Genomic DNA, 13,295 nt, shown 5'->3' with positions numbered 1-13,295 from the left:
TGCGGGGACGGGATCAACTGGACGTGACCGACAGGCCGTCCTTGCTGTCCCGAAGGTCGACCCGAACCGTGTCGCCGTCGCGGACCTCGCCGGCGAGCAGGGCCCTGGCGAGTTGGTCGCCGATCGCCGACTGGACCAGGCGGCGCAGCGGACGAGCACCGTAGATCGGGTCGTACCCGTGCTCGGCGAGCCACTTCCGGGCGTCGTCGGTGACGTCCAGGGCCAACCGACGGTCTGCGAGGCGCTGACGCAGCCGCGCCAGTTGGATGTCCACGATGGCCCGCAGGTCGTCACCGAGCAGGGCGGCGAAGACCACGATGTCGTCGAGCCGGTTGAGGAACTCCGGCTTGAAGTGCGACCGGACCATCGCCAGGACGCCCTCGCGGCGCTGCTCCTCCGCCAACGTCAGATCGCTGATCACGGCCGAGCCGAGGTTCGACGTGAGGATGAGGATGGCGTTGCGGAAGTCGACCGTACGCCCCTGGCCGTCGGTGAGCCGACCGTCGTCGAGCACCTGAAGCAGGATGTCGAAGACGTCCGGGTGCGCCTTCTCCACCTCGTCCAGCAGGATCACCGAGTAGGGCCGGCGGCGCACCGCCTCGGTGAGCTGGCCGCCTTCCTCGTAGCCCACGTAGCCGGGCGGAGCACCGACCAGGCGAGCCACGGAGTGCTTCTCGCCGTACTCGCTCATGTCGATGCGGACCATCGCCCGCTCGTCGTCGAAGAGGAACTCGGCGAGCGCCTTGGCCAGCTCGGTCTTGCCGACACCGGTCGGACCGAGGAAGAGGAAGCTGCCGGTCGGGCGGTCCGGGTCGGCGACTCCGGCGCGCGCCCGACGGACGGCGTCGGAGACCGCCCCGACCGCCTCGGTCTGGCCGATCACGCGGTCGCGCAGCGACTCCTCCATCCGCAGCAGCTTGGCGGTCTCACCCTCCAGCAGCCGGCCGGCCGGAATGCCGGTCCAGGAGGCGACCACGGCGGCGATGTCGTCCGCACCGACCTCCTCCTTCAGCATCGCTCCGGCGGACTGGAGCCGGGCCAGTTCCTCCTCGGCGGTGGCCAGCTCGGCCTTGAGGGCGGGGATGCGGCCGTACCGCAGCTCGGCGGCGCGTTCCAACTCGCCGTCGCGCTCGGCCCGCTCGGCCTCGCCGCCGAGGCGCTCCAGTTCCTCCTTGGCGGTGGAGAGCTTGGTGATGTGACTCTTCTCCAGTTGCCACCGCTCGGAGAGGGCGGTGAGCTGTTCCCGCTTGTCGGCCAGTTCCTTGCGCAGTCGCTCCAGGCGCTCGGCGGACGCGGCGTCCGGCTCCTTGGCCAGCGCCATCTCCTCGATCTCCAGCCGGCGCACCGCCCGCTCGATCTCATCCACCTCGACCGGGCGGGAGTCGATCTCCATCCGCAGCCGTGAGGCGGACTCGTCCACCAGGTCGATCGCCTTGTCCGGCAGGAAACGGTCGGTGATGTAACGGTCGGAGAGAGCGGCGGCGGCGACCAGGGCGGCATCGGTGATGCGTACGCCGTGGTGCACCTCGTAGCGCTCCTTGAGCCCCCGCAGGATGCCGATGGTGTCCTCCACGGTGGGCTCACCGACCAGCACCGGCTGGAAGCGGCGCTCCAGAGCCGGGTCCTTCTCGATGTGCTCGCGGTACTCGTCCAGCGTGGTGGCACCCACCATGCGCAGCTCGCCCCGGGCCAGCATCGGCTTGAGCATGTTTCCGGCGTCCATCGAGCCCTCGCCCTTGCCGGCGCCCACCACGGTGTGCAACTCGTCGAGGAAGGTGATGACCTTTCCGTCGGAGTTCTTGATCTCCTCCAGGACCGACTTCAACCGCTCCTCGAACTGCCCCCGGTACGACGCACCGGCGACCATCGCGCCGAGGTCGAGCGAGACCAGTTTCTTGTCGCGCAGCGACTCCGGCACGTCGCCGGCCACGATCCGCTGAGCCAGGCCCTCGACGATGGCGGTCTTGCCGACGCCCGGCTCACCGATCAGCACCGGGTTGTTCTTGGTACGCCGGGACAGCACCTGGATCACCCGACGGATCTCGGAGTCCCGGCCGATCACCGGATCGATCTTGCCGTCCCGGGCGCTCGCGGTCAGGTCCACGCCGTACTTGCTCAGGGCCTGGTAGGTCTGCTCCGGATCGGCGCTGGTCACCCGGCGGTCCCCGCCGCGCACCGTCGGGAAGGCCGCCACCAGGCTCTCCTCGGTGGCACCGGCGGCCTTGAGCGCGGCGGACACGGCACCGCCGACCCGGGCCAGCCCGGCGAGCAGGTGCTCGGTGGAGGTGTACTCGTCGCCCAGCGGGCGGGCGATCTGTTCGGCGGCGCCGATGGCGTTGACGAACTCGCGGGCCAGGGTCGGCTCGGCGATGCTGGAGCCGCGCGCGGCGGGCAACGCGTCGACGGCCCGCTGGGTGGTCCGGCGCAGCTCGGTCGGGTCGGCCCCGACCGCGCGCAGCAGGCCGGCAGCGGTCGAGCCCTCGGTGTCCAGCAGCGACAACAGCAGGTGCCAGGGTTCGACGGTCGCGTGCCCGCGCTGGTTCGCCAGAGCAACGGCACCGGTGATGGTCTCGCGGCTGCGGGTGGTGAGGCGTTCGGTGTTCATGGGCTCCCCTGGATCGGTGTGTCCACTGGTACCGACAGAACCAGAGTTGAGTCTATTCCACTCAACCTAGCCGTTGTGATCTACACCACTCATTCCTGTCGTTGACCAAGAGATGCGGAATTGCTCCCCGCAGGGTCTACCGGTACTCACCAGTACCGCGTTAACGTGTCGGGCCAGCAGCCAGGGTTCGCGGTGGGCGGACGCCCCCGCGGGCGAAAGCGGAAGGTTGGCCGGTGAGCGTGCAGGAGTCAGCGTTCCACGGCTTCGCCAACCCCGTCGACCCCACCCCGGCGGAGTTGCGAGCGTGGGCTTATCACCCCGATTCGGTCCCGTTGTCGTCGATGCCGCCCGATTGGGATCTACTGGTCTCCGGTGACCGGTTGGTGATGACCCTGTTCGACCTTGCCATGGACATTCATTGTCCGGCCCGCCGCTTCGCGCTGCACTGTCTCTACATCTACGCCGCCGACGGAATCCGGACGAACTTCCGGGCGCACCCGAAGCGTCGCTTCCGCAAGCTGGTCGACCAGGCCGAGCGCAACGGTGACGAGTTGATGCGCACCTGGGCGCACAACAGCCGGGTCCTGCTGACCCGGCCGGAGCTGTTCGTGTACCGGGAGTGGTGCGAGGGCGGCCTGGTGCGGGAGAACCGCCGGCTCTGAGCGCGCCGAACGGGCCGGGACCCCCCGTGGCTCCCGGCCCGCACGTCGGCGGACCGTCAGCGCGACCCGCCCTGCTCTCGACGGTGCTGGTCGCTGCGCACCTGGCCAGCGCCACGGCCGACCCGACCGCTCTCCGCGCCGACCCGATCGCCCCGGCCGTCGAACCTGCCGGCCTGGATCTGGTCGGAGAACCGTCCCTTGGTGATCCGGTCGAACCGGTGTCGGACGCTCTCAGCCAGGTCGTCGAAGCGTTGCTCCGTCTCCTCGGCCACCCTCTTCGCCGATTCCGTCATGGCTCCCCCCGCCAGATCGGAGTCCGGATTGAGATGGTTTGGAGCTGGTTCCTGAAGGTTAGTCGAGACAACCCGTCCAACGCTCGGGTTTTGCGAAAACGAGCAGCGACGTGCGGAGGAACGAAAAGGGGGTGTGGCTCCTCCTGCCGGAGCCACACCCCCTTTTTTGCCCTATGGGCGTCAGCGTCCAGGGCTGCGTCGGGGACGCCAGACCACCAGGGCGGTCGAGGTCTGGTTGGTGGGGACGATGTCACGGCCGGGGAAGCGGGCCAGCGACTCCAGTTCCGCCATCCGGCGGTACGCGGCGTCCAACTCGGCCTCCAGCTCGGCGACCCGCTGCTGTGCCTGCTCCAGCAGTCGCTCCAGCCCGATGATCCGCTTGATTCCGGCGAGGTTGACGCCGTCGTCCTGGCTGAGCCGCTGCACCTCACGCAGCAGCACCACGTCCCGAACGCTGTAGCGCCGCCCGCCACCGGCCGCCCGGCCGGCCTGCACCAGGCCGAGCCGGTCGTACTGACGCAGCGTCTGTGGATGCATTCCCGCCATCCGCGCCGCCACCGAGATCATCAGCACCTTGGCCTCGTATGCCGGGTCATCCGAGCCGACGAACCCGTCCATCCCGCTCACCTCCGGACCGCTTCACCGATCAACCGACTCGACGCACCCGCGCGTCGAGATGTTCCCGGGCAGCCGGCGCGGTCTGCTCGGCGAACGTCTCCAGGGCGGCCCGAGCCTCGTCCGAGACCTGCGCCGGTACCACCACGTCGAGGGTGACCAGCAGGTCACCGGTCTGTCCGTCCCGGCGGCTGACGCCCTTGCCCCGGGCCCGCAGTACGCGGCCGCTCGGCGTACCCGGCGGTACCCGCAGGGTCACCGCGCCGTCCAGCGTCGGCACTCGCAGATCGGTGCCGAGAACCGCCTCCGCGAACGTGATCGGCACGGTCAGGGTGAGGTCGTCGCCAGTACGCCCGAAGATCTCGTCCGGCCGGACCTTCACGTGCACGAACAGGTCGCCCGCCGGACCGCCACGCTCACCCGGCTCGCCCCGGCCGGCCAGCCGGATCCGCTGGCCGTCGGCCACTCCGGCGGGAAAACGGACGTTGAGTGTCCGGGTCTTGGTGACCCCGCCGGTGCCCCGGCACTCCGGGCACTTCTCGTCCACCACCGTGCCCACGCCCTGACAGTTGCGACAGGGCTCGGAGAAGCTGAACGCACCCTGGTTCCGGTTCGTGACCCCGGCGCCGTGGCAGACCGGGCAGGTGCGTGGCAGCGTCCCCGGCTTGGCACCGTTGCCGTGGCAGGTGTCGCAGACACCGGGTGCCCGCAGCGTCAGCGGCAGGGTCACGCCGCGTACCGCGTCGTTGAAGTCGAGCGCCACCTCGGTCTCGACGTCGCGGCCCCGGGCCGGACCCGGCGCGCCTCCGCTTCCGCCTCCGGAGAAGATCGAGCTGAACAGGTCGGAGATGTTGCCGCCGGCGAACCGGCCGCCACCCGACTGCGCGCCGCCGAACAGGTCGGAGACGTCGAACGGCGCACCGCCCGGCTGACCCCCCTGGCGGGCACCGCGCCGGAACGCGCCCGAGCCGAACAGCGAGCGCATCTCGTCGTACTCGCGGCGCTTCGCATCGTCGCCGAGCACCGCGTACGCCTCGGACACCGCCTTGAAGCGTTCCTCGGCCTTGGGGTCGCCGGGATTGTGGTCCGGGTGCGACTCGCGGGCCAGCTTGCGGTACGCCTTCTTGATCTCGTCAGCCGGGGCGGCCTTCGCCACGCCCAGGACCGCGTAGTAGTCCTTCTCGATCCAGTCCTTCGAACTCACCCGTACACCTCCTCCCCAGCTCCGTGCCCGGTCCGCCCCGCCCGCCAGTGCTCGGCGGGCGGGGCGGCCGGGTCACCGTCGCGCACTACTCCGGATCGGCGACCGCGACCATCGCGGGCCGCAGCAGTCGCTCACCGACCTGGTAGCCCCGACGCATCACCTGCACGCAGGTCGACTCGGTCACGTCGGCCGAGGTCTGGTGGGCCACCGCCTCGTGGCGCGTCGGGTCGAACGGGTCGCCCTGCTCACCGAACGGAGCCAACCCGAACTTGCCCAACGCCGCGATGAGCTGCTCGGCCACCGAACCGAACGGGCCGACCAGGTCGCCGTGCTCCCGGGCCCGGTCGAGATCGTCCAGGATCGGCAGCAGCGCGGCGAGTACGGACGCGGTGGCCTGCTCGGTGACCAGGCCACGGTCGCGCTCGACCCGCTTGCGGTAGTTGGCGTACTCGGCCGACACCCGCTGCACGTCGCGGGTGCGCTCGTCCAACTCGACGCGGAGCGCCTCCAACTCGGCACCCAGCCCACCGGCGGTCGACTCGGCCGACGACTCGCCGACCGCACGTGCCGGAGAGTCGACCACCGGCGGGCCTCCGGAGGCGGACGGTTCACTCAGCGCGCTCGCCTCCACCTCGATCGAGTCGACCACGATTTCGGCCTCCTCGACCAGACCCTCCGCTGGCTCATCCGGTCCGGCGTCCGCCGCCGTACCGTCCGGCTCCCGGATCTGGCTGATCTTGCGATTGTTACGGATGACGACCCGCGGCGCGTCGCCGGCGGCCGGCTCGGACGCCGAGCCACCCGGCGCCGCCCCGGTGTCACCCGGGTCAGCGGCTCGTGGCTTCTCCGTCATACGACTCCCTCATCCCTCTGCCCGTGAGCTCGGGTGGCCAGGACCGTCACTTCTTGTCCTCGTCCACGATCTCCGCGTCGACCACGTCGTCGGCACCGGACCGCGCGCCGCCGGCCTGCGCACCACCGGTCGCACCGGCATCACCGGCCGGGCCGGCCTCGCCCCCCGCCTGGGACTGCTCGGCCTGCTGGGCGTAGAGCAGCGAGCCCGCCTCCTGGGAGACCTGCGCGAGCCGCTCGTGCGCCGACTTGATCTTCTCGATGTCGCTGCCACCGAGAGCGCCGCGCAGCTCACCGAGAGCCTCGTTGAGCTTCTCGCGGTTCTCCGCGGGGAGCTTCTCACCGTTCTCGGCGAGGAACTTCTCGGTCTGCCACTGCAGGGCCTCGGCGACGTTGCGGGTCTCGGCCTCCTCGCGGCGGCGCTTGTCCTCCTCCGCGTGCTCCTCGGCGTCCCGGCGCATCCGCTCGATGTCGTCCTTGGGCAGCGAGGAGCCGCCCGTGATCGTCATCTTCTGTTCCTTGCCGGTGCCCAGGTCCTTGGCGTGGACGTTGACGATGCCGTTCGCGTCGATGTCGAAGGTGACCTCGATCTGCGGCACGCCGCGCGGGGCCGGCGGAAGGCCGGTCAGCTCGAAGGTGCCGAGCTTCTTGTTGTACGCGGCGATCTCGCGCTCGCCCTGGAAGACCTGGATCAGCACCGACGGCTGGTTGTCGTCGGCGGTGGTGAAGACCTCGGAGCGCTTGGTCGGGATGGTGGTGTTGCGCTCGATCAGCTTCGTGAAGATGCCGCCCTTGGTCTCGATGCCCAGGCTCAGCGGCGTCACGTCGAGCAGCAGGACGTCCTTGACCTCGCCCTTGAGCACGCCGGCCTGAAGGGCGGCGCCCACGGCGACGACCTCGTCCGGGTTGACACCCTTGTTGGGCTCGCGGCCGGTGAGCTGCTTGACCAGGTCGGTCACGGCCGGCATCCGGGTCGAGCCGCCGACGAGGATCACGTGCTCGACGTCGGAGACCTTGATGCCCGCGTCCTTGACGGCCTGCTCGAACGGGCCCTTGCAGCGGTCCAGCAGATCCTGCGTCATCCGCTGGAACTCGGCCCGGCTGAGCGTCACGTCCAGGTGCAGGGGACCGGCCGCGCCGGCGGTGATGTACGGCAGGTTGATGTTGCTGGTGGTGGCGGCCGACAGCTCGATCTTGGCCTTCTCGGCGGCCTCCTTGAGCCGCTGCATCGCCATCTTGTCCTGCGACAGGTCGATGCCGTGCTCGCCCCGGAAGGTCTTCACCAGGTGGTCCATGATCCGCTGATCCCAGTCGTCACCACCGAGCAGGTTGTCACCGCTTGTCGACTTGACCTCGATGACACCCTCGGCCAGTTCCAGCAGCGACACGTCGAAGGTGCCGCCACCGAGGTCGAAGACCAGGACGGTCTGCTCCTTGGAGCCCTTGTCCAGCCCGTACGCCAGCGCCGCCGCGGTCGGCTCGTTCACGATCCGCAGCACGTTGAAGCCGGCGATCTCACCGGCCTCCTTGGTGGCCTGACGCTGGCCGTCGTTGAAGTAGGCCGGGACGGTGATCACCGCGTCGGTGATCTGCTCGCCCAGGTAGGCCTCGGCGTCCCGCTTGAGCTTCATCAGCGTCCGGGCCGAGATCTCCTGCGAGGTGTACTTCTTGCCGTCGATGTCGACGGACCAGTTGGTGCCGACCTCCCGCTTGACCGAACGGATCGTCCGGTCCGGGTTCGTCACCGCCTGGCGCTTGGCGACCTCACCGACGAGCACCTCGCCGTTACGGGCGAACGCGACGATCGACGGGGTCGTCCGCGAGCCCTCAGCGTTGGCGATGACGGTGGGCTCACCGCCCTCCAGAACGCTGACGCAGGAGTTCGTCGTGCCGAGGTCGATACCGACCGCACGTGCCATCTTCGCTTCCTCGCTTCGTTACGTTGAGCAGGTGACGGGCCCTCCCGTCGCGCTGCGCGGCAGGTGCCGCCCCCAGCGACCCCACCTCAAGTTGAGTGGACTTGACTCAATAGTGCCACGCCCCCGGAAATCGTCAAGTCAGGGTTGAGTCGGATGGGCGCAACTCGTCAGTCCTACTGACTGGTTGTCTTACCTTGTGTCGTCGGGCACGCTTTAGCGGTGACGACGCACGGCGATCCCGCCTCACTGTCCGGCGCGCCCGCCGTCGCAGCCCGCACCGGGTTCACCGGCGCCGGGGAGGACCGGCCCGGGGCCACCGGGGACGACACCCTGCCAGACGCCCTGACCGGCCTGCGTGCCGCGATCGGGGAGGCCCGGTTCCCGCTGGCGCTGCCCTCGGCCGAGCCGGCGGCGCGTAGCGTCGCCTCCCTCGCCGACCAGCTCGACGACTACCTGCTGCCACGCCTGGCCCGCCTCGACGCACCGCTGCTCGTGGTGGTCGGCGGATCCACCGGCGCCGGCAAGTCGACCCTGGTCAACAGTCTGGTGCAGGCCCGGGTCAGCGCTGCCGGGGTGCTGCGGCCCACCACCCGATCTCCGGTCCTGGTCTGCAACCCGGCCGACTCTGCCTGGTTCCGCCGGGGCGAGCTGCTGCCCGGGCTGACCCGCACGAACCAGCCCGGCGACGATCCCCGCACCCTGCACCTGGTCACCGCCCCGGCGCTCCCTCCTGGGCTGGCTTTCCTGGACGCCCCCGACGTCGACTCGGTGGTCGACGCCAACCGGGCCCTGGCCAACCAACTGCTCGCCGCCGCCGACCTCTGGCTCTTCGTCACCACCGCCGCCCGCTACGCCGACGCCGTTCCCTGGGAACTGCTGCACGGCGCGCGGGTCAGAGGTGCGGTGCTCGCCCTGGTGCTCAACCGGGTGCCCGCGGAGGCGACCGACGAGGTGGCCACCCACCTGGCCGAGATGCTCGCCGAACAGGGGCTCGACTCGGCACCGCTGTTCGTGCTCCCGGAAACCTGGATCGACGGGCAGGGCCTGCTACCGGGCCGGAGCACCGCCCCGCTGGCGGACTGGTTCGCCCGGCTCGCCGCCGACGCGGACGCCCGCTCGGCGGTGGTCCGTCAGACGTTGGGCGGTGCGCTGGCCCTCCTGCACCCCACCGTCGAGCGCCTGGCCGCCGCCGTCGACGAGCAGGTCGCCGCCGTCGATGCGATGGACGACCGGGTACGCGCGGCGTACCGGGCCGCGCACCGGACCGTCGAGCAGGGGCTGCGCGACGGTCGGCTGCTCCGTGGCGAGGTACTCGCCCGCTGGCAGGAGTTCATCGGCACCAGCGACATCTTCCGCACCCTCGAGGCACGGATCGGCCGACTGCGGGACCGGGTCATGGCCGCGTTCTCCCGTCGCCCGGCCCCCGCCGTGGAGCTGCGCGACGCCATCGAGTCGCAACTGGTCACCCTGCTGCGGGGCGTGGCCGCCGAGGCGGCAGAGCACGCGTACACCGGATGGAAGGCGCACCCGGCCGGCGCGGCCCTGCTCGAACCCGACCTCGCCCACCACTCCGCCGACCTGCCGCAGCGCGCCGAGCGGCTGGTCCGAGACTGGCAGCGCGGCGTGCTGGAGCTGGTCCGGGCCGAGGGCGGCGACCGACGCTTCGTGGCGCGGACGGCGGCGTACGCGGTCAATGCCACCGGGCTGGCCGTGATGATCGCGGTCTTCGCCTCCACCGCCTTCATCCCGACCGGGCTGGAGGTCGCCACCGGGGCCGGCACCACCCTCGCCGGTCAGGCCGTGCTCCAGGCGATCTTCGGCGACCAGGCCGTGCGTACCCTGGCCCGAAAGGCCAGAGAAAATCTGCTGGAACGGGTGACGGTGCTGCTGGACGAGGAAGCCACCCGCTATCTCGCGCGAACCCGGCAGGCCAGACCGGCGGCCCGCACCGCGACAGCCCTGCGTCAGGCGGCCGAACGCGTGGAGGCGGCCCGGTTGCGCAGCGGCTTCGCCGACACCGCACCCGTGCTCAGCGCCGACGCGCCGGATGTCGACGCCCCGGTGACCGATGGGGAGCAGCCGTGACCGGCATGGGCGGACGCCTGCGGGAGGCGTTGCGTATCGCCGACGGCCGGGTGGACGCCGACCAGTTGGTCGCCCGGCTGGAGGCGGTGCGGCGATTCCTCGGCATCGTCGACGGCCACCTGCCGGACACTCCGTTGGTGCCGGCACGCACCCTGGTCGAACGGGCCGGCACCCGGCTGGCACTCTCCCGCGACCACACCGTGGTGGCGTTGGCCGGTGCCACCGGCAGCGGCAAGTCGAGCCTGTTCAACGCCATGGCCCGGATGGACCTCTCGCCCGTCGGGGTACGCCGACCCACCACGGGTGTCACCCACGCCTGTGTCTGGGGCCCGCTCGACGGCGGCAACCGGCTGCTCGACTGGCTCGGTGTGCTGCCCCGCCACCGGTTCGTACGGGAGAGCCTGCTCGACGGGGACGACGAGTCGACGCTGCACGGGCTGATCCTGCTGGACCTACCCGACTTCGACTCCGTCGAGCACTCGCACCGGCTGGAGGTGGACCGGCTGCTCGGCCTCGTGGACCTGATGGTCTGGGTGGTCGACCCGCAGAAGTACGCCGACCGGGTGATGCACCGCAGCTACCTTCGCGAGTTCCACCGGCACCGGGACGTGACCGTGGTCGTGCTCAACCAGACCGACCGGCTGTCCCCGACCGAGGTGCCCCGGGTCCTGGCCGACCTGCGCCGCCTGCTCGACGCGGACGGGCTCGACGGGGTGCCCCTGCTCGCCACCAACGTCGCCGATGCCGACGGTCCGGAAAGGTTGCGGACAGCGCTGGAGCGCACCGTCGCCGAACGTCAGGCCGCGTTACGTCGTCTCTCCAGTGACGTGGACGCCGTCGTCGCCACGCTGGACGAGATGGTCGGCGCGCCCCGCACCGCGCTCGCCAGCGACGATCCCGCGGTCGCCGCGCTGGACCGTGCCCTGTGCGCGGCAGCGGGGATTCCCACCGTCGTGGAGGCGGTCGAGCAGGCGTACCGGCACCGCGCGGCGGCGGCCACCGGCTGGCCGTTGATGCGGTTCTGGCGGCGGCTGCGCGCCGACCCGCTGCGCCGACTGCACCTGCCCGAGCGGCGGGTCGGTGGGGACCCGGCGGAGAACCTGGTGGCCGCGACCTCCGTGCCCGAGCCCAGCGCGGCCGACAAGTCCGCGCTGGCGCTGGCCCTACGTACGGTGGCGGAGCGGGCCGGTGCCGGGCTGCCGAACGCCTGGCCGGACGCGATGGCCACGGCGGCCCGGTCCCGCCTCGGCGACCTGCCGGACGCCCTTGATAGCGCGCTCGCCGGCACCGACTTCGGGATGGACCGCCCTCGCATCTGGTGGCGACTGGTCGGCGGGTTGCAGTGGCTGCTGACTCTCGCCGCGGTGGCCGGGTTGGGCTGGCTGCTCCTCGGCTACGCGGTGCGGGCGTTGGGATTGCCGGCGCTGCGGCATCCGATGGTCGGTGAGGTGCCGGTGCCGACCCTGCTGCTGCTCGGTGGACTGCTGGCCGGGCTGCTCGTCGCCGCCCTGATCCGCCCCTTGGTGAGGTGGGCGGCCCGGCGGGCCCGCCGACGGGCCGAGGCGCAACTGATCCGGGCCGTGGCCAGCGTCGGCGAACAGCACGTGCTGAACCCGGTGCGTGCCGTCATCGCCGCGCACGCCGACGCGCGTACCGTCCTTGAGGTCGCCCGCCACCGTTGAGCCGGCCCGCGAACGTTCCTGGACGCAACGCGATCGGCGTAGGGTCAGGTCATGGCCACGCCAAAGACCCCTTACGACGCGGTGCTGCACGCCGCACGCGACGTGACCAAGCTCGACTCGGCCTTCGACGCGGAGATGCTCGGCGCGGCACTGCTGGGCAGCGTGTACGAGGTCGCCGAGACGGACCGGGAGGCGGCGGTGCGGGACTTCGTCGGCGGATTCCTCGCGGCCACGTCGAGACGGCGAGCGGTCGCGGCGACGACGGTCCGGGCCGTCTTCGCCGCCCTGGTACCGGACGCCGCCGGCGCGGACCGGGTCCGGCCCGGTGCGACCGCACCGGCCTGGTCCGGGCAACTCGGCAAGGTGCACCTCACCGGCACCTGGGCGTACGGCGACGTGTACGGCGACCAGACCTCCTACCTGGCAACGTTCGCCTATGACAACGCCATCGGTGGACCGGAACACGCCCTCGTGGCCCTGATCGACCACAACATCGGCATCACCAAGGACGTCTTCGTCGGCGGCCCGGCGAGCCGGATCCTGGAGCAGGTCCAGCAGCTGTGCGCCGAGGACGAGCTGACCTGGTTCCGGGAGGAGAGTCCGACCCGGGTGCGTGACGAGGTGAGCCGCCACCTGGCCGTCACCGATCACCTGGGTCAGCTGCCCGGTGCCGCCTCGCTGGCCACCGACCGGGCGCTCGTCGGGGCCCGGTTGGCGGTCCTGCCGGCTGCGACCGCACCACCGCCCCGTCGGGCGGACGACCCGCTGCCCGACGCCGAACGGACCGCAGAGATCCGCCGCTTCCTGGCCTCACCTGACGCGGCCCGGGCCGGACTGGACGCGGTCGACGGTGCCGAACTGGCCTCGCTGCACTTCTGTCTGGGCCTGCTGCTCGACCACGCGGCCACCTTCCCCGACGCGGATCCGCTCCGGTGGAGTCCGACCGTCTCCGGCCTCTTCCTGCTCGACTGGGTGCACCGCCGGGCGGTGCTCGACATGGACGACGCGGCGATGCTGCCCCGGGTGTTGCGCGCCTGGGCCGGATACGCGGCCCGCAGGCGCGGGCTGCCCGAGGCGGCCGCCGCCGCGACGGACGCCGCGATCGAGGAGATGGTGCCGGAGTTCGTCCGGCTCTACGCAACCGGCGAGCGGCGCAGCCCGGCCACCGCCGCAGTGGCGCAGTTGATGGCAGACGGCATCGACCCGGACGATCCGGCAGCCCTGGACGCCTGGATCGAGGCCAACCGGCACCGCCTCGCTGACGACGGCTGAACATTCCAGGGTGCCATCGCATCCCTCCGTCGACCGGCGGCTGCCGCCGTCGGACCGGCGGTCGAGCGTCCGGTCAGTGGTCCGCCTCGCGGCCGGCGCCGTCGGT

General features: G+C 71.3%; 10 protein-coding genes. 4 read left to right on the top strand and 6 right to left on the bottom strand.

Translation table 11 applies throughout. The annotated features are described in order from the left end of the window. Positions 1-13: 13 nt before the first annotated feature. On the bottom strand, positions 14-2,605 hold the full coding sequence (gene clpB, locus Vlu01_RS14370; RefSeq protein ID WP_203998980.1) for an ATP-dependent chaperone ClpB: 2,592 nt from the start codon (positions 2,603-2,605) through the stop codon (positions 14-16). A 233-nt stretch (positions 2,606-2,838) separates the two neighbouring features. Between clpB and Vlu01_RS14365 the strand changes: the two genes are divergently transcribed. Continuing rightward, positions 2,839-3,267, top strand: a complete 429-nt coding sequence (locus Vlu01_RS14365; RefSeq protein ID WP_203998977.1) for a hypothetical protein — start codon at positions 2,839-2,841, stop codon at positions 3,265-3,267. A gap of 56 nt (positions 3,268-3,323) precedes the next feature. Here the strand turns inward: Vlu01_RS14365 and Vlu01_RS14360 are convergent, their stop codons facing one another. From Vlu01_RS14360 to dnaK, 5 genes are all read right to left on the bottom strand, one after another. Beyond that, complete coding sequence (locus tag Vlu01_RS14360; RefSeq protein ID WP_203998975.1) at positions 3,324-3,560, bottom strand: hypothetical protein; 237 nt, start codon at positions 3,558-3,560, stop codon at positions 3,324-3,326. Positions 3,561-3,740: 180 nt separating this feature from the next. Further along, positions 3,741-4,178 (bottom strand): heat shock protein transcriptional repressor HspR, encoded by a 438-nt coding sequence (locus Vlu01_RS14355; protein ID WP_203998973.1) that lies wholly within the window; start codon positions 4,176-4,178, stop codon positions 3,741-3,743. A gap of 28 nt (positions 4,179-4,206) precedes the next feature. Beyond that, the gene (dnaJ, locus tag Vlu01_RS14350) at positions 4,207-5,379 is read right to left on the bottom strand and encodes a molecular chaperone DnaJ (RefSeq protein ID WP_203998970.1); all 1,173 of its coding nucleotides are present in this window, start codon (positions 5,377-5,379) and stop codon (positions 4,207-4,209) included. 85 nt (positions 5,380-5,464) lie between these two features. Beyond that, entirely contained in the window at positions 5,465-6,232 is a 768-nt protein-coding gene (gene grpE / locus Vlu01_RS14345; RefSeq protein WP_203998967.1) for a nucleotide exchange factor GrpE, read from the bottom strand. 46 nt (positions 6,233-6,278) lie between these two features. After that, positions 6,279-8,150, bottom strand: a complete 1,872-nt coding sequence (gene dnaK / locus Vlu01_RS14340; protein WP_203998964.1) for a molecular chaperone DnaK — start codon at positions 8,148-8,150, stop codon at positions 6,279-6,281. Positions 8,151-8,369: 219 nt separating this feature from the next. On the opposite strand from dnaK, the gene Vlu01_RS14335 reads away from it, so the two are divergent. Genes Vlu01_RS14335 through Vlu01_RS14325 form a run of 3 tightly spaced genes read left to right on the top strand, consistent with a single transcriptional unit; the run spans position 8,370 to position 13,189 of the window. Continuing rightward, positions 8,370-10,235, top strand: coding sequence for a GTPase domain-containing protein (locus Vlu01_RS14335; protein WP_239095888.1), 1,866 nt, complete (start codon positions 8,370-8,372; stop codon positions 10,233-10,235). Positions 10,236-10,240: 5 nt separating this feature from the next. Continuing rightward, a complete protein-coding gene (locus Vlu01_RS14330) occupies positions 10,241-11,917 on the top strand; it encodes a GTPase (protein ID WP_203999424.1) in 1,677 nt (558 codons plus the stop codon). Positions 11,918-11,968: 51 nt separating this feature from the next. Further along, on the top strand, positions 11,969-13,189 hold the full coding sequence (locus Vlu01_RS14325; RefSeq protein WP_203998961.1) for a hypothetical protein: 1,221 nt from the start codon (positions 11,969-11,971) through the stop codon (positions 13,187-13,189). Positions 13,190-13,295: the final 106 nt, after the last annotated feature.

Origin of the sequence: Micromonospora lutea, from assembly GCF_016863535.1 — a bacterium.
GTDB lineage: Bacteria > Actinomycetota > Actinomycetes > Mycobacteriales > Micromonosporaceae > Micromonospora > Micromonospora lutea.
The sequence above is the reverse complement of the archived record's forward strand: the minus strand, read 5'-3'. Positions and strand labels throughout refer to the sequence as shown.